The following is a 16,632-nucleotide window of genomic DNA, read 5'->3' on the forward strand; positions in this document are numbered from 1 at the left end:
GGCGTCGGGTCGCTCACCTCGAGTGGGTGCCACCACCGGACGAGGCCCGCACGGTTTGTGGGCCTCGGCAATTCCTTGGCGAATCCGGTCACCATTTCCATCGCGAGGTGATTGAGGGGTGGGCCCCTCCATTTGTTCAGGCCGCCACCGGTAGGTTGTGCACCAGGGTGACCATGTTCGTCATCCACTGGTCAAAGGCGACCACCTGAACGAGAAGCGAGGTGCCATTCACCATGGCCGCCGGTGATTCGGCTGCGGCTGAGGCGCAGCGACAACTGGCGCTGGCCCGCGCCCACGAACAGGCCGCTGTCGAGGCCAAGGCCACCGCTGCGCGGTACGGCATCGCCGAAGAGACCGAGAAGCGCACGGCCCGCACGCTCGCCCCGCTGGCAGGCATCGGGTTCCACCTGCTCGCCGACCGGGCCTGGCCGGGCACCCGGCGGGCCCAGGTCGACCTGGTGGTCATCGGTCAGAGCGGGGTCTTCATCGTCGACACGAAAGCCTGGGCCGAGGTCACGATCAATCAGGGCCGCATTTTTCGGGGCGAGGCAGATGTCACCGATGACCTGCTGTCATTGGCCTCGTTGCTCGACACCACCCAGGCAGACCTGGTCAACATCGGCCTGGCCCCCGGCGAGGTGCATGCGCTGATCGTGCTGGCGGGCCGCTCGGGCATTGATGCGACCGTGCACGGGGTGCGCATTGTGGGTGAACGCGATGCCCTGCGCACAATCACCAGCTATGGAAATCGGCTGACCCAGACCCAGATTGATGCGGTGCTGGCGCGCAGCCTGTCGTTGTTCTCGCAGGTGAGCGGGCCGGCGCCGGTGGTCGCCACCGTGCCCGAGCCCGTGGTGCCGGCGCCGCCGGCGACGGTGGAGCTTGACGGTGAACCGGCCCATGCCGTCCAGCCGGTCAACGATGCGCCGGTCAACGATGCTCTGGTCAATGACGTACCCGACGACCCCGCCACCGTCGCCGCGCTGCTGGCCGCGGTGATGGCGCAGCCGGTCGAGGAATGGATGTCGTTCCTGCATCCTGACCAGGCCAAACTCGTGCGCCGCTCGTTCGCGGGGCCCTCGCGGGTGCGTGGCCCGGCCGGCAGCGGCAAGACCGTCGTCGGGTTGCACCGCGCCGCGCACCTGGCCCGCACTCGTCCCGGTCGGGTGCTGGTGACCACCTATGTGCGGACGCTGCCGGATGTGCTGAGTCACCTGTTGCGCCGACTGGCACCCGATGTGGTCGATCGTGTGGACTTCGTGGGCGTCCACGCGTTTGCGAGTCGACTGCTGCGCGACCAGGGGGTGCAGTTCAGGCTTGACCCCAAGGCGAGTGACGCCGCGTTCGACACGGCGTGGCAGACCGTGGGGCGTGCGCAGCTCGGCGAGCTGGGGCAGACGCCGCGGTACTGGTCCGACGAGATCCAGCACGTGCTCAAGGGGCGCGGCATCACCCGGTTCGAGCAGTATGCCGACCTGGCCCGCACGGGACGACGGTTGCGCCTGCCGGTGGGCAGCCGGCGCGGCGTGTGGGCGCTGTTCGAGGCCTACCAGGCAGAGCTGAACCGGCGGCGGATCAATGACTATGCCGACATCATCCTGTTGGCCGAGCAGCACCTGCGTGACCACCCGATGGCTGATGCGTATTCGTCCGTGATCGTGGACGAGGCACAGGACCTGTCGTGCGCCATGGTGCGGATGCTGCACCAGCTCGTCGGGGACGAACCCGACGGGCTCACGCTCATCGGCGACGGGCAGCAGTCGATCTACCCGGGCGGTTACGCGCTGGGCGAGGCGGGCATCTCGGTCGCCGGCCGTGGGGTGGTGCTCGACATCAACTACCGCAACACCAAGCAGATCCTGTCGTTCGCGCAGCGGCTGGTCGACGGCGATGAATACACCGACATCGAGGGTGTGGTCTCGCGCGGTGATGTGCCGTCCAGCGTGCTGCGCGACGGGGCACCGCCGGCCATCAGCCGTTGTCGTGACACGAGTGAGCTCGAGCGGCACCTGGTCGAACGCATCGGCAGCGTGACCCGCGAGGTGGGCACGTCGGTCGGTGATGTGGCGGTGCTGTGCCAGACGAAACGGGCGGTCGACGGGGTGACCAGGGCGCTGGAGCGGGCGGGGATCCCGGTGATCCAGCTCGAGAAGTACCGCGGCGAGACCGTCGACCGGGTGAAGGTGGGCACGATCAAGCGGGCCAAGGGGCTCGAGTTCAAGCAGGTGCTGATCCCCGACATCCATCCCGGGCAGACGTCGATGAGCCTGCCGGTGGCAGATGGTGACCACGAGCGCTGGGAGCTGGAGCGCCGGGAGCTGTACGTGGCGATGACGAGGGCGAGGGATGGGTTGTGGGTGGGGATCACGGGGTGAAGGTGTCTCACGGGTGTTCAGAAACCAGCTGTGTTCAGAAAAGTTGGACAGAGGGGTGTTTTGGACACGCCGGACTCCGCTGGATCTGACAAACATGCTCCCAGCAGCCGCCCCACCTGCATTAACCCCGATTTCGGGCCCCCAGCTGCACTGTTCTCAGATCCCCGCCGCCCGCACTACGCCCCGCGTGCGCCCAGGTCCAGCTTGATCCGCAGCACCTCGTCCGGTGTCAACGACTCCACTGGCAACGGATGCGCCGCCCCCGAACGAAGCCCGTCCACGATCAACGCCAGGTGCCGCCGCCACGCGTTCGGCGCCACCTCGCCGGCCGCAGCCACGATCGCCGCCGTCGACCAGAACACCCCCTGCAGGTCCTCGAGCGTGAAGTCCGCCCGCAGGTCGCCACTACGCACCGCCCGGTCAATGACCTGCTGTTCGCGGGTGCGGGCGACGTCGCACGCCGTGGCCAGGTGCTCGGTGTCGGCATACCTGCGGGTGACCGCATCACACATGGCGCCGCTGTCGGCCTGCAGCTCACAAATCCGGGTGAGGTACAGCACGAACCCGTCCCAGGGGTTCTCACATGCCAGGGCATCGTCGGTGGCTCGTCCCAGGTTCTCGGCGGCCAGCTGCGGCACGACGTCGTCGATGAGCCCCTCGCGGCTGCCGAACCGGTGATAGACGGTGCCGGGACGCACGCCGGCCCGTCGCGCGATCTCTTCCAGCGGGGCGGCCAGCCCCTGCTCGCGGAACACCTCGAGCGCGGCCACCCGGATCTTTTCCATGTTGCGCTGCGCATCGGCGCGCAGCGTGCGCGTGCCGACCTGTTGAGCCTGTTCGGTCATCGTCACACCTCCCTCCCGTCGAACTTGACTATACCCTCAAGTTCGGTGCTAGTCTCTTCCCGTCACAACTTGATGGTACCCCCAAGTTAGTGGACGAGTGCTCGTCCACGGGGGTGCTGGTCCAATCCCGAAAGGCAACAACTCCATGCCCACGCTGCTGCATGTCGACGCGTCCCTGTCCACCGACGGCCCCTCCGTCTCCCGTGAGCTGACCGCGGCCTTCCGCGAGGAATGGCTGAACCAGAACCCCGATGGCACCGTGATCTATCGCGACCTCGCCACCGACCCGATCCCGCACCTGCAGGCCGCTGACCATGCCGCCGGCGACAAGGCCCCGCTGCGCGCCACCCTGGCCGCCGAGCTCGAGCAGGCCGATCTGATCCTGATCGGCACCCCCATGCACAACTTCACCGTTCCCTCGGTGCTCAAGGCATGGATCGACCAGGCCTGCGTGATGGGCCGCACCGGCGGCGCCGACGGCACTGCCGCGGGAACTCCCACCGTGGTCATCAACAGCCGCGGTGGCGGCTACAGCGAGGGCACCCCGAACGAGGACAAGGAGTTCGTCACCACCTACCTCGACAAGGTGCTGCGCAACCTGTTCGGCATCGAGCCCGAGTTCATCGTGGCCGAGCTGACGCTGGCCGACTACGTTCCCCAGATGGCACACCTGCGTGAGCTCGCCGCCGGCAACCGCACCAAGGCCCGCCAGGACGTCGTCGACCGCGCCCGCGCCGTGACCGTGGCCGCCTGATCGTCACAGGCGAAGAGCAGCCGCCTGATCGTCACAGGCGAAGAGCAGCAAGGCCCTCGTCCACCACGATCGTGGACGAGGGCCCTGCTCATGGGTTCAGCGCTACATCACGCGCCGGTGTTCGGCAGCGGACGCGGCTGGTTCGGATCCGCCGGGGGCGTCGTAACCGGGGGAGTGCTGACCGGGGGCGTACCCGCGGGCGGCGTGCTGACCGGGGGAGTCGACACCGGCGGCGTCCCGGGATCGTCCGCACCACACGGCACCGTCCCCTGGCGCAGCGCACCCGAGGTCACGCCATCCTGGAACCACCACACCGGGCGCACACCGTCGACGCACATCTCGCCCGACGCGGTGGCGAAGCCCTCGAAGTTCGCCACGGGCAGGCCGGCGGCCTTGGCCAGCAGCACCACGCCGGGCTTGTCGGTGCCGTTGAAGCTCACCTGCGCACCGGTGTTCTGGCAGCCGTCGTCGCACATCGTCCAGAGCACACCCAGTTCAGCGTCCCAGTCGAGCGCCATCACACCACCGAGGCCGGGCGTGAACGACCCGACGAGCGCATGCGTGCCGTCCGCATTCAGCGCGAAGGCGTACACGGTGCCGTTGTCCTCAACCGCGGCGAAGAACAGGCCGTCGCCGTGACCGGGGTAGTCGGCGGGATCGTAGGGCTTGGCCTTGGCCGAGTCCCACAGCTTGCCCGCCAGCGCCGAGTCGGGGATGAACTCGACCGCCTCGATGCCGGTGTTGGCGCTCACGGCGGGCAGCGAAGCGGTGATGTCCCATTCCTGGTCGGCGACGACGTCGGGCCCGGGCTCGTTCGGGTCGACCTTGAGGATGGTGTTCTGGTTGACGCCCTTGTCCTTGTTGTCACGCTCCGAGGCGACATAGACGAAGCCGTTCGCGAACGTCACGCCCTCGGCATCGGGCCCGGCGCTGGCCGGGTCAGCTGCATCGCGGATGAACCGCACCCGCTTGCCGCTCTGCCAGCCGTCGGCGAAGGCCACCTCACCCGACGCGCTCACGGTCAGCTTCCACAGCGTGCCGGTGCCGTTGTCAATGGCCCACAGCACACCGGCGGTGCCGTCCCACTGGAAGTCCAGGCCCGAGGAGTCCTCGAGGAAGGCCAGGTTCAGCGGCGTCGCGGCGTCGCCACCGGGCCACGGCTGCGCGGTCGGCCCGGTGGGGGCCGGGGTGGTCGGGGTCGGGGACGTGCCGCAGTCATTGGCCGCGCCCAGGGTCAGCGACGCCGGTTGCACCCACATGTCACCGCAGCGGGCCCAGCCGGGCACGCCGTGGGCGGGGTAGGTGTGGCCGTCGACGAGCGTGGTGCCGTCGGGCAGGAACAGCCGCGCAGCGTCCCCATTGCCCAGGCCGAACGTGAACCCGCTGCCCTCGCTGAACACCAGGTAGCCACCGGCCGCGATCACCGAGCCCGCCGGCAGCGGCACGTTGCGGGAGTCATTGTCGTCCTTGAGGATGTAGCCGCTCAGGTCGACGTCGGTGGTGCCGGCGTTGTGCAGCTCGATCGAGTCGGGCAGCGTGCTCGAGTTCGAGACGATCTCGTTGATCACGACGCTGGGGATCGGGCAGTCGTTGGCGGCGCCCTTGGTCGGTGCGGCGCTGTTCGTGAAGCCGCCGATCCCGTCCCCACAACGGGCGATGGATGTCGGCGAGTGGCTCGTCCACGAATGGGAATCGATCAGCACGAGCCCACCGGGCTCGTAGAACCGGACGGCGTCCGCGCCGCCCAGGCCGAACCCGCCTGCCGCGGTCGCAATGTCGACCACGAGGTAGCCGCCGGGGGCGATCGTGGTGCCGGTACCGGCCGGGATCGTGTAGGTGTGGTCGTCGGAATTGTCACGCAGCACATAGCCGGCGACGTCGACGGGGGCATCGCCGATGTTCTTCAGCTCGATCCAGTCGTCGGGGCTGCCGGCCTGCGACTCGATCTCGTTGATCACCACGACACCCTCGGGAGTGGCGCACTTGTTGGCCGCGCCGGGGGTCGACTCGAGCGTGTTGACGAACTCGCCGTTGCCGTCGGGGCAGCGGCCCCAGGTCACCCCGGCATGCGCCGTCCAGGTGTGCGAATCGAGCAGTTCGGCGCCGTTGAACAGGCGCACCGAGTCGCCGCCGCCCAGGCCGAAGCCGCCAGGCACGGTGTCGATCTCGACGACCCAGAAACCCCCCGGGGCAATCGTGGTGCCGTCCGGGATGGTGTAGGCGTGGGTGTCGTCGTTGTCCTTGATGACCAGGCCGCTGATGTCGACGGGCACCGCACCCTTGTTCGTCAGCTCGATGAAGTCCTGACCGCCGGTGACCGACGACTCGATCTCGTTGATGCGGATGTCGGTGACGGCGGCACGGGCCGTGTTCGGGGTGGCCAGCCAGGCCAGGCCGGCTAGCATCGCGACGCCGGTCAGGGCGGCGGTGACGCGGGTCGCGGCGCTGCGGTGCGCACCTGGGGTGCGCTCACGGCGGGTTCGCATGGATGTCTCCTTCTGGGCGCACGAAAAGGCGCTGAACTGGAGTCATCCAATCGGCTGGGTGCAACATCCGCGGGTCATCACGGTGACATCCCGGTGAACGAGGGCTGAGGAAAACCTTGTAACGGCTGGGTTCAGCCCGGGGAGGTTTCAGTCGTACCCGAGTTCGTGCAACCTGGCGTCGTCGATACCGAAGTGGTGCGCGATCTCGTGCACGACCGTGGTGTGGATCTCGTCGACCAGTTCGTCCATGTCGTCGCACTCGTTCAGGTGCGGCTGACGGAACAGGACGATGCGGTCGGGAAGCACTCCGGAGTAGTCAGAGCCGCGTTCGGTCAGCGGCACCCCGTCGTAGTAACCGTAGAGGTCCTCACAGTGGGGTGGCTCGTCCTCGACGAGCACCACGCAATTGTCAACCAGCTTGAACAGCTGCTCAGGGATGGAGTCCAGTGCTTCAGAGACGCACTGATCGAACTCCTCCTTCGTCACCTGCAGGGGCATGAGAGCCACCATAGCTCTCGCCGGGGCGAATGTTGAATCCGATGGCAAACCGTCAGCTGCTGGCCAACTCCACTCTGCTGACACAGTGTCAGCAGAGTGGAGCAGGGCCGCAGGTGCACCCAGCGGTGTGCATCGACCGGACGGAAATCCGCGGATTCCGGGGTTTTGGCCTCGGTCGATGCACACTGCTGGGCCAGGTGCTCGGACGACGGCGCCCCGCACTCGCTCACATGAGCAAACACCGCCCCGGTCGACCCGAACCATTGCCCGGCCGCGACACACGGGACAAGGCTGGGACCACCGGGCAACGCGGCCCGGGGCCCCGACGCGGGGCCGACTCCAAGGAGACTTGCCATGGCTGAAGGACCTTTTCTGCTCGGCATCGACATGGGCACCGGCGGTGCTCGCGCCGGTGTATTCGACTGCGAGGGCAATGAACTCGCCTCGGTGGCCACTGAGTGGTCCACCAACTTTCCCCGCTCGGGCCAGGCCGAGCAGAACCCCAAGGAATGGTGGGAGTGCATCGTCACCTCCGTCCGCGGGGCCGTGAGCAAGGCCGGCGTCGCGGCTGACGCGATCGCCGGCATCGGCGTCGACTCGACGTCGGCGACCGTGGTGGCTGTTGACAAGAACAACAACGTGCTGCGTCCTGCCCTGCTGTGGATGGACGTTCGCGCCGCCAGTGAGGCCGACGAACTGGCTGCGACGGGCGATGACGCGCTGAAGTACTCGGGCTACGGGCCCGTCTCGGCCGAGTGGGGCGCCCCGAAGTCGATGTGGCTGCGCAACAACGACCACGAGGTCTTCGAAGAGGCGGCCGTCATCGCCGACTGCACCGACTGGCTCGTGAACCGGCTCACCGGTGAGTGGACGATGTCGATCAACCACGCCGCCTGCAAGTACTTCTACGACGGTGACGCGGGCGGTTGGCCGACGAGCCTGTACGAGAAGGCCGGCGCCGCCGAGGTGCTCGACAAGTTCCCCAAGACCCTGCTGCCCCTGGGCGCCAAGGTGGCGGGCCTGTCACTGGCCGCCGCGAACGAGCTCGGGCTCAAGCGGGGGACGCCCGTCGCCGAGGGCTGCATCGACGCCTATGCCGGCGCGATCGGCCTGGGCGTGGTCGAGCCCGGCAAGATGGCCCTGATCACCGGCTCAAGCCACGTGATGATCGGCCAGTCGCGCACCCCGCTGCACGCCAAGGGCCTGTGGGGCTCGTTCACCGACGCAATCATCCCCGGTGAATACACCGTCGAGGGCGGCCAGTCGTCGACCGGCTCGGTCGTCGCCTGGTTCAAGAACACACTCGCCCCCAAGGCCTGGGAGATTGCCAAGTCCACGGGCCGTGACCCCTATGACGTGCTCAACGAAGAGGCCGCCAAGCTGCCGATCGGCTCGGACGGGCTCATCCTGCTCGACCACTTCCAGGGCAACCGCGCCCCGTACTCCGATGCCCGTTCTCGTGGCGTCTTCTGGGGCCTGTCGCTGGGGCACACCGAGTTCAACATGTACCGCGCCATCATCGAGGGCATCTGTTTCGGCACCGAGTCGATCTTCGCCACCATGCGTGACAACGGCTACCCACCGGAACAGATCGTCGTCAGCGGCGGCCCCGCCAAGTCGGACTTCTGGATGCAGATGCACGCCGACGTCTCGAACGTGCCGATGGTGTTCACCCGCAACGCCGAGGGCCCGATCCTGGGCTCGGCCATGATGGGCGGCATCGCGGCCGGCATCTTTGCAGACCTGCCCGAGGCGGCACGGTCGATGGTGCACACCGTCAAGACGATTGAGCCCAACGCTGCGGCCCACGAGGAGTACCAGTACTACTACCAGGCCTATCTCGACACCTACCCGGCCATGAAGCAGCTCATGAACGACATGGTGCGCCACATCGCACCCTGACCTGGCCCACCACCCACAGCCACCCCACACCTCAGGAGGACACCAGAGATGACAGAGAAAATGACCGCCGCCGTCATGCATGCCGTCGGCGACATCCGCATCGAGCAGGTCGACAAGCCCACCCCCGGCCCTGGCGAAGTGCTCATGAAGGTCGCCTATTGCGGCGTCTGCGGTTCGGACCTCAGCCGCATGTTCGAGTCTGGCCCGCACAAGCTGCCGCTGATCTGTGGCCATGAGTTCTCGGCCCACATCGAAGAGCTCGGCGAGGGCGTCACCGAGGTCGCCGTCGGTGACCTGGTCACCGTGCCGCCGATGCTGCCGTGCTTCGAATGCCCGCCCTGTGTGCAGGGCGACTTCAGCCTGTGTGAGAACTACGACTACTACGGCTCGCGCCGCCACGGCGCCTACGCCCAGTACGTCGTCGGCCCCGCGAAGCTGCTGCTCAAGGTGCCCGCCGACCTCGACCCGCGCGCCGCCGCCATGGTCGACCCCGCCGCCATCGCGCTGCACGCGATCTATCGGACGAAGCTCGGCCTGGGTGACCGCGTTGCCGTGCTGGGCGGTGGCGGCCCCATCGGGCTGTTCTCGGTGCAGCTGGCGAAGCTCGCCGGGGCTGGTGAGGTGGTGGCCATCGACGTCGCCCCTGAAAAGGCCGCGCTCGCCCTGCAGGCCGGGGCCACCCACGCCACGTCGTCCACCGAAGAACTCGAACCGCTCATTGGCAAGGGCTTCGACCTGGTCATCGAGACCACGGGCGTCGCTGCGGTCGCCGACCAGGCGGTGGCGATGACGGCGCGGCACGGCGAGGTGGTGCTGATCGGCATCCCGCACACCGATGTCGTGCTCAAAGAGAAGACGTGGGCACGACTGATGCGACTCGAGATCAACATCCTGGGCTCGTGGAACTCGTTCTCGGCGCCGTTCCCGGGCAAGGAATGGGACACCGTGGTGGCCAAGCTCGCCTCGGGTGAGCTGAAATGGGAGTTCATGATCACCCACACCGAGCCCGTCGAACGCGTGCCCGAGCTGATCGGCCAGATGGCCCGTCGTGAGGTGATCTCGTCCAAGGTGTTGTTCGCCCCGAACGGAAGGGTCTGAGGCATTGCCACCGAGGTCAGGGCCGGCGAAGTCGGGTGCGGGGGACCGTGACCACCTGTTACTGCGGGTCTGCCAGCTGCACTACGAGCAGCACCTGACCCAGCAAGAGGTGGGCGAACGCCTGCACCTGACCCGCTGGCAGGTCGGCCGCATGCTCAAAGAAGCCCTGGCCGCCGGCATCGTCCGCATCGAGATCGTGCACCCGCAGGCACGCTCGCATGACCTCGAGACCGAACTGGTCACCCTGAGCACGCTCACCGAAGCGGTCGTGGTGCCCACGCAGGACGACCCCGCCGCGACACAGCTGGCCGTGGCGAGGGCCGCGGCCGAATACCTGGCCGACCTGCCCACGCCGCCCCGCACCCTGGCGATCTCGTGGGGGCGCATGATGAGCGCGCTGGCCAGCGCCATTCCACCGTCGTGGGCAGACGGGGTGACCGTGGTGCAGGCGAACGGCGGACTCAGCAGGCCCGGTCCGGGCGACCCCGGCAGCATCCTGACGGCGGTGGCCCGGCAGGGCAGGGGCCAGGCGCTGTTCCTGCAGGCGCCGGCGATCGTCGACTCGCCCACGCTGGCTGCCGCCCTGCGCCGGGAACCGTCGATCGCCGAGGTGTTGGGCGTGGCCCGGTCGGCCGATGTGCTGGTGTTCCCACTCGGCGCGGTCAGCCACGACTCGGTGCTGGTGAAGTCGGGCTGCGTGCTGCCGCGCGACGAGGTGCTGCTGGCCGAGCGGGGCGCCGTCGGCGACATCGTGGGCCGGTTCCTGGACGCGTCCGGGGCCCTGGTCAGCCCCGAACTCGAAGCACGAGCGATCGGGTTGACGCTCGACGACGTCCGGGCTGCGAAGCTGTCAGTGGCGGTGGTCGCTGGTGAGCAGAAGCACGCGGTCGCCGAGGCCTGCGTGCGTGCGGGGTTGTGCAACGTGCTCGTCACCGATGCCGGCACGGCACAGGTGCTCAAGCACCGCCTGGCAGGGCAATCTGCGGGGCAGAATTTGTGATGTTGACAGACATGAGGTGCAAGAACTTGAAAGGAACAGTGATGACTGAACTGACTCGGGCCCAGGTGGCCCAGATGATTGACCACACCCTGCTGAAGCCGGCTGCCACGCCCGAGCAGGTGGCCGAGCTGATCGCCGAGGCTGCCGAACTCGGCACCTATTCGGTGTGCATCTCGCCCTCGCTGGTGCCCGTCGAGACCCCTGACTCGGTGAAGCTGGCGGTGGTCTGCGGGTTCCCGTCGGGCGCGCACAAGCCCGAGGTCAAGGCCGCCGAGGCCGCCGCCGCCCAGGCCGACGGTGTCGACGAGATCGACATGGTGATCAACCTGGCGTGGGCCGTGGCCAACGAGTTCGACAAGACCGAGGCAGAGATCCGGGCGGTGCGCGAGGCGGCCCCTGACGTGCTGCTCAAGGTCATCATCGAGTCGGCGGCGCTGACCGATGAGCAGATCGTGGGGGCCTGCGAGGCGTCCGAGCGGGCCGGGGCTGACTTCGTGAAGACGTCGACGGGGTTCCATGCTGCGGGTGGGGCGTCGGTCGAGGCCGTGGCGCTGATGGCGAAGACCGTCGGCGGGCGGCTGGGCGTGAAGGCCTCTGGTGGCATCCGCGATGCCGAGACCGCGCGGGCGATGATCGAGGCCGGAGCGACGCGACTGGGCCTGTCGAGCTCTAAGGCAGTGCTGGACGGCTTCCCGGCCTGACATGCTGGGCGTTGTCAACAGACTTGAGCAGGGGGTTGTCCACAGCGTGTGGGCAACCCCTTCTCGGCGGGACAGCGGTTTCTACTCGTCCGGGTATCCACAGCCAGGGGTGGATATCCACAGCTGAGGGGTTGTCCACAGGAGTTGTCCACAGGCGCGGTGCTCGTCCACGCCGGGCACCTAGACTGATGCGGTGCCACCCCGATCCCCGCTGCCACCCCGCTTCGGGCTGCAGGCAGCCTGGATGCGCACCCCCGACCGCGACCCCGACACCCCGCCGCCGTGGCGCACGATCGCCGACTACCTGCGCGAACGCTTCCGGGTGATAGGCCTCGAGGGTGTGGAACGGATGCTGGGTCGCGGCGATTTCGTCGACCATCAGGGTGTTGCCCTGACCGGCGCCGAGCCGTACACGCCGCACACGTTCGTGTGGTTCCACCGCGAACTGCGCGACGAACCCGTGGTACCGGGCGAGATCACGGTGCTGCACCGCGACGAGCGGCTGGTGGTGGTCGACAAGCCCCACTTCCTGGCCTCGATCCCGCGCGGACGCCACATCCGCCAGTCGGTGGTGGTGCGCATGCGCGACGAACTCGGGCTGCCAGAACTGTCGCCGGCGCATCGCCTCGACCGGCTCACGGCCGGCGTGCTGGTGCTCACCACCGAGCAGCGCTGGCGCGCGCCCTACCAGGACATGTTTGCAAAACGCCTTGTCAGCAAGACCTATCAGGCCATCGCCCCGTACCGCGCCGGCCTGGGACTGCCGCGTGAGGTCGCCTCGCACATCCACAAGACGCGCGGCGTGATGCAGGCATTCGAGCTGCCCGACCGGCCCCCGAATGCGCGCACGCTCGTGACATTGGACGAGGTCGCCGGGGCAGCCGACGCCGGTGGGGCCACTGAAGCCGGGGCAGAACTGCACGCCGGGGCAGAACGCTGGGCCCGCTACCGCCTGCACCCCCACACCGGGCGCACCCACCAGCTGCGGCTGCACTTGAACTCGCTGGGCATCCCGATCCGGCATGACCCGCTCTACCCGCTCGACCTCGACCGCGACATCGACGATTTCACTGACCCGCTGCAGCTGCTCGCCGAGCGACTGGAATTCATCGACCCGGTCGACGGGGTCCCCCGGACGTTCACGTCACAGCGCCAGCTGCACCTGCCCTGAGGTTGCCCCCCGGATCGCCTGCCCTGATCGCCTGCCCTGATCACCTGACCCGGGGCTGCTCGACCCCCGTCGCCGGTCGTGATCTTCGCGGTGTGCGTGCCACCACGGTCGCAGGTTCACGCTCAGAGGCCCGCCTGACAACCCCGGCCGACACCAGCTGAACTGCGTCCAACGGGGCCCCTCGACGTAGACTTCTGCCGGATCGAGAGGACTGACCGTTGAACATCGTTGACTGGGCCGTGAAGATCATCGGCGACATGGGTGGCCCCGGCGTCGCCCTGCTGCTGTTCCTCGAGAACGTCTTCCCGCCAATCCCGTCCGAGATCATCCTGCCGCTGGCGGGCGTGACCGCGGGCACAGGGGTGAACAGCTACTGGGTCATCCTGGTCTGGACCGTCATCGGCTCGCTGGTCGGCGCCTACGTGCTCTATGCGCTGGGCTACTTCTTCGGGGCCGCCCGCGTGCGCTGGATCTGCGACAAGATGCCGCTGCTCGAGGTCGAGGACTTCGACAAGTCGGTGGCCTGGTTCGCCAAGCACGGTCGCCAGGGCATCTTCTTCGGACGCATGGTTCCCGGCATCCGCTCGCTGATTTCGATCCCCGCCGGCGTCTACAAGATGCCGCTGCTGCAGTTCACCGCGCTGACGGCCGCCGGCTCGGCCATCTGGAACACGCTGTTCGTCAGCTTCGGCTACTTCCTGGGTGAGAACTGGCATGTCATCGAGCCCTACACCAACGTGATCTCGAACGTCGTCTACGTCATCATCATCGCGCTGGTGGTGTGGTGGGTGACGGCCCGGATCATGCGCAATGTGAAGCGGGCCAAGGTTGCGCCGGGCGCGGACACCACCGCGAGCACGGCAGCGACCATGGCCGACACCCCGGCCGAGCCGGTGGAGCCGACCCGCGACTGAGCCCCGCCAGTGACCCTGACCCAGCAACGTGCATCGACCGGGCCGAAATCGGCCGGAATGAGCCAATTCGGCGCGGTCGATGCACGTTGCTGGGCGATGGCCTGAGGGGGAGCTGGGCGATGGCCTGAGGGGGAGCTGGGCGATGGCCTGAGGGGGAGCTGGGCGATGGCCTGAGGGGGAGCGGCATGCATCCGAACGTGGGCGACCCGGGGCTCACTACACGCCGACACACTTGGGTGCGCCCTGACACCCACCTGCCGGTGTCGACGTGCACGCAAAGGTGTCGGGAGGGCGGAAGTGGGTGTCGGCGTGCCCAGTACAGGCGGGGCGGCGGGCGATCGCGGGGCGCGCCGCGCGGTGATGAACCTACCGTCGGCCTGGCTTCCTCAATGAAGGCCCCTTCACTGGTCCCCGACGCGCGACAGCCCCCCGCCTCTGACCCGGCCCAGCAACGTGCATCGACCGGGCCAGAATCGGCCACAGAGGCCGATTTCGCCCCGGTCGATGCACACTGCTGGGACAGGCACACCGCCGGCTGACTCGGTCGCCGAAGTGTTGTGCAGCCACACACCGAAACCTGACCACCAGCACCGCGAACAGCCGTTTGGATGCACAGCACTTCGCCACCCCCCGCCATACTGGCCCCATGGAACCCGCGCTCACCGATGACGTCCCCGGCCGGTGGTCCCGGTTCGCCCGCAATGAGGCCCAGCACCACTCGGCCGTCATGGTCGCCTGGGCCGAGGGAGTGGCCGCCGACCCGCAACTGTGTGAGCTGATCGCCTCGTTGCCACCCCGCGAACGCCAGCCCAACCTGGTGCTTGCCGCCGCCCGTGTCGTCGCCCCCGACCTGGTCGACCCGCACCAGACAGACGCCCGCCCCGACGAGTACGAGCGCCTGCGCACCGTGCTGCTCGACCACTGGCCCGAGGTCGCTGCCATCACCGCCACCCGACACACCCAGACCAACGAACCCGCGCGCCTCGCCGCTGTGCTGCCCGCCCTGCACACCCTGGCCCGCCGCACCGGCCGTGAGCTCGCGCTCATCGAGGTCGGGGCTTCCGCGGGCCTGGCCCTGCACCCCTCGTCCTGGACCTTCCGCTACACCAGCCGCGACGGTGCCGTGCTGAGCGAGTTCGGCGCCGCCAACATCACCACCCCCAGCCAACCCACCCCAAGCGACCCCGCCCCCAGCCAACCCGCCCCCGTCATCCACGTCACAGTCAAGGACGACCCCGACGCCCCGCCCATCGAACTGCCCACAGCCGTCCCGCCGATCATGTGGCGCCTCGGCCTCGACCTGAACCCGCTCGACCCCACCAACGACGCCGTCGCGTCCTGGCTGCGCACGCTCGTCTGGCCCGGCCAGTCAGCCCGCCTCGCCCGCCTTGACGCCGCCATCGCCGCCGCCCGCGACGACCGGGTGCTGGTGCTGCGCCACGACCTGACCGACCCGACGGCCATCGACGAGGTGCTGCGGCTCGTTCCCCGCGACTACCTGCCCGTGGTCATGCACGGCGCCGTGCTCGCCTACCTTGACGAGCCCGCGCGCGAGGCCTTCGCCGCCGACATGATGGCCCGCGTCGCGTCCGGGCACTTGCACTGGCTCAGCAACGAGGGCCAGCAGGTCAACCCGACCGTCTGGCGCCACCTTGAGGACGACCCCGACTTCCGCTCCCGGTTGCGCAAGGGCTCGTTCATCGTTTCACTCGACGGACGACCGCTCTACCAGGCTGATGGCCACGCCACGTGGCTGCTCTGAGGATTCACCGTCACCCGCCCGTGCTCTGGCGCACCACGATCCGCCACGGCACGTGCACTGTTTCGGCTTCGGTGCGGGTGCCCTCGATGCGGCCCAGCATCAGCCGCAGCACCTCGCGGGTCAGCACCCCCAGGTCAGGCTCGACCGTGGTGAGCGTCGGCGCCGTATAGGCGGTCTCGGCGATGTTGTCGAAGCCGGCCACGGCCACATCTTCGGGCACCCGCACCCCGGCCTCGCGGCAGGCCTGCAGCGCCCCGATCGCCATCAGGTCGTTGAACGCGAACACCGCATCGGGGGGTTCCGGCAGCGCCAGCAGCCGCTGCATGGCCGTCTTGCCCTCTTCGCGCAGGTAGTCACCGACTCCCTGCTCGTACTCCGGGCGCCGGGGCCGGCCGGCGGCATCCAGCGCCTCGTGGTAGCCCGCCATGCGCACCGAGGCCGTGCCGCTGGTCGACAACCGGCCGATCGCGGCGATGCGGGTGCGCCCGATCGCCATCAGGTGCTCGGTGATGGCCCGCCCCGCAGCCACCGAGTCGACCGAGACGTGGTCATGCATCGTCGGCACCGCGCGTTCACCCAGCAGCACCATGGGCGTCGCGTCCGACCGGTCGGCGATCTCTGCGGCCGACAACGACAACGGCGAGAAGATCAGCCCATCGGGTTTGCCGGGCACCCCGTTCATCAGCGCCCGTTCGGCCACCTGGTCGGCCCGGGTCACCTCGAGCAGCAGCACATAGCCGGCCTCGGTGGCGGCCTCGGTGAGCCGGGCCGCGAGCTCGGCGAAGTACGGCCAGTCGATCTGGGGGATCGCCAGGGTCAGGAACCCCGAGCGCCCGTACTTCAGCTGCCGCGCCGTCAGGTTGGGCCGGTACGCGAGCGCAGCGATGGCCGCCTCGACCTTCTCGCGGGTCGACGGCTTCACATGCGGACGGTCGTTGATCACGTTCGAGGCCGTCTTCGCAGACACCCCGGCGAGCAGGGCGACGTCACGCAGGGTCGCAGCCATGTGATCAGCGTATCCCCAAGGTCACGGTTCCATCACACCAGTTTGCCACCGTTGTAAAACTTTTACCTCCGTTGTAAATTCGACCGTGAGGGGCGCCGAAGCCCCATGGTCGGGACGCCC

The 16,632-nt window shown here is 68.4% G+C and carries 13 protein-coding genes; 9 read left to right on the plus strand and 4 right to left on the minus strand.

Annotated elements, in window-relative coordinates:
- Positions 1–221 precede the first annotated feature (221 nt).
- Positions 222–2,375: a UvrD-helicase domain-containing protein gene (locus tag ACQCX5_RS05755; RefSeq protein ID WP_434541055.1), complete on the plus strand. Its 2,154-nt coding sequence runs from the start codon at positions 222–224 to the stop codon at positions 2,373–2,375.
- Positions 2,376–2,551: 176 nt separating this feature from the next.
- On the opposite strand, the gene ACQCX5_RS05760 is transcribed toward ACQCX5_RS05755, so the two are convergent.
- Positions 2,552–3,220: a TetR/AcrR family transcriptional regulator gene (locus tag ACQCX5_RS05760; RefSeq protein ID WP_434541056.1), complete on the minus strand. Its 669-nt coding sequence runs from the start codon at positions 3,218–3,220 to the stop codon at positions 2,552–2,554.
- Between the two features lie 145 nt (positions 3,221–3,365).
- Here ACQCX5_RS05760 and ACQCX5_RS05765 point away from each other — a divergent pair, with 145 nt between their 5' ends.
- Positions 3,366–3,974, plus strand: a complete 609-nt coding sequence (locus tag ACQCX5_RS05765) for an FMN-dependent NADH-azoreductase (RefSeq protein WP_434541057.1) — start codon at positions 3,366–3,368, stop codon at positions 3,972–3,974.
- Between the two features lie 107 nt (positions 3,975–4,081).
- Here ACQCX5_RS05765 and ACQCX5_RS05770 read toward each other — a convergent pair whose 3' ends face one another.
- Both ACQCX5_RS05770 and ACQCX5_RS05775 read right to left on the minus strand, forming a co-directional pair.
- Positions 4,082–6,460: a lamin tail domain-containing protein gene (locus tag ACQCX5_RS05770; RefSeq protein WP_434541058.1), complete on the minus strand. Its 2,379-nt coding sequence runs from the start codon at positions 6,458–6,460 to the stop codon at positions 4,082–4,084.
- Between the two features lie 147 nt (positions 6,461–6,607).
- On the minus strand, positions 6,608–6,958 hold the full coding sequence (locus tag ACQCX5_RS05775; RefSeq protein WP_434541059.1) for a metallopeptidase family protein: 351 nt from the start codon (positions 6,956–6,958) through the stop codon (positions 6,608–6,610).
- Positions 6,959–7,312: 354 nt separating this feature from the next.
- On the opposite strand from ACQCX5_RS05775, the gene ACQCX5_RS05780 reads away from it, so the two are divergent.
- From ACQCX5_RS05780 to ACQCX5_RS05810, 7 genes are all read left to right on the plus strand, one after another.
- A complete protein-coding gene (locus ACQCX5_RS05780; RefSeq protein ID WP_434541060.1) occupies positions 7,313–8,860 on the plus strand; it encodes an FGGY-family carbohydrate kinase in 1,548 nt (515 codons plus the stop codon).
- A 48-nt stretch (positions 8,861–8,908) separates the two neighbouring features.
- Entirely contained in the window at positions 8,909–9,958 is a 1,050-nt protein-coding gene (locus ACQCX5_RS05785; protein ID WP_434541061.1) for a galactitol-1-phosphate 5-dehydrogenase, read from the plus strand.
- Positions 9,959–9,962: 4 nt separating this feature from the next.
- Positions 9,963–10,958 (plus strand): sugar-binding transcriptional regulator, encoded by a 996-nt coding sequence (locus ACQCX5_RS05790; RefSeq protein WP_434541062.1) that lies wholly within the window; start codon positions 9,963–9,965, stop codon positions 10,956–10,958.
- Between the two features lie 41 nt (positions 10,959–10,999).
- Positions 11,000–11,659 (plus strand): deoxyribose-phosphate aldolase, encoded by a 660-nt coding sequence (deoC, locus tag ACQCX5_RS05795; protein WP_434541063.1) that lies wholly within the window; start codon positions 11,000–11,002, stop codon positions 11,657–11,659.
- A gap of 292 nt (positions 11,660–11,951) precedes the next feature.
- Positions 11,952–12,830 (plus strand): pseudouridine synthase, encoded by an 879-nt coding sequence (locus ACQCX5_RS05800; RefSeq protein ID WP_434541300.1) that lies wholly within the window; start codon positions 11,952–11,954, stop codon positions 12,828–12,830.
- A 218-nt stretch (positions 12,831–13,048) separates the two neighbouring features.
- The gene (locus ACQCX5_RS05805) at positions 13,049–13,744 is read left to right on the plus strand and encodes a DedA family protein (RefSeq protein ID WP_434541064.1); all 696 of its coding nucleotides are present in this window, start codon (positions 13,049–13,051) and stop codon (positions 13,742–13,744) included.
- Positions 13,745–14,390: 646 nt separating this feature from the next.
- Positions 14,391–15,506 (plus strand): DUF2332 family protein, encoded by a 1,116-nt coding sequence (locus ACQCX5_RS05810; protein ID WP_434541065.1) that lies wholly within the window; start codon positions 14,391–14,393, stop codon positions 15,504–15,506.
- Positions 15,507–15,516: 10 nt separating this feature from the next.
- Here ACQCX5_RS05810 and ACQCX5_RS05815 read toward each other — a convergent pair whose 3' ends face one another.
- Complete coding sequence (locus tag ACQCX5_RS05815) at positions 15,517–16,512, minus strand: LacI family DNA-binding transcriptional regulator (protein ID WP_434541066.1); 996 nt, start codon at positions 16,510–16,512, stop codon at positions 15,517–15,519.
- Positions 16,513–16,632: the final 120 nt, after the last annotated feature.

Origin of the sequence: Aestuariimicrobium sp. G57, assembly GCF_050110855.1 — a bacterium.
Lineage (GTDB): Bacteria > Actinomycetota > Actinomycetes > Propionibacteriales > Propionibacteriaceae > Aestuariimicrobium.

What these genes read in the sequence shown, in the direction of transcription:
- ACQCX5_RS05760 (WP_434541056.1), bottom strand. Translation starts at nt 3,220, where the DNA reads ATGACCGAACAGGCTCAACAGGTCGGCACGCGCACGCTGCGCGCCGAT.
- ACQCX5_RS05765 (WP_434541057.1), top strand. Translation starts at nt 3,366, where the DNA reads ATGCCCACGCTGCTGCATGTCGACGCGTCCCTGTCCACCGACGGCCCC.
- ACQCX5_RS05770 (WP_434541058.1), bottom strand. Translation starts at nt 6,460, where the DNA reads ATGCGAACCCGCCGTGAGCGCACCCCAGGTGCGCACCGCAGCGCCGCG.
- ACQCX5_RS05775 (WP_434541059.1), bottom strand. Translation starts at nt 6,958, where the DNA reads ATGCCCCTGCAGGTGACGAAGGAGGAGTTCGATCAGTGCGTCTCTGAA.
- ACQCX5_RS05780 (WP_434541060.1), top strand. Translation starts at nt 7,313, where the DNA reads ATGGCTGAAGGACCTTTTCTGCTCGGCATCGACATGGGCACCGGCGGT.
- ACQCX5_RS05785 (WP_434541061.1), top strand. Translation starts at nt 8,909, where the DNA reads ATGACAGAGAAAATGACCGCCGCCGTCATGCATGCCGTCGGCGACATC.
- deoC (WP_434541063.1), top strand. Translation starts at nt 11,000, where the DNA reads ATGACTGAACTGACTCGGGCCCAGGTGGCCCAGATGATTGACCACACC.
- ACQCX5_RS05810 (WP_434541065.1), top strand. Translation starts at nt 14,391, where the DNA reads ATGGAACCCGCGCTCACCGATGACGTCCCCGGCCGGTGGTCCCGGTTC.
- ACQCX5_RS05815 (WP_434541066.1), bottom strand. Translation starts at nt 16,512, where the DNA reads ATGGCTGCGACCCTGCGTGACGTCGCCCTGCTCGCCGGGGTGTCTGCG.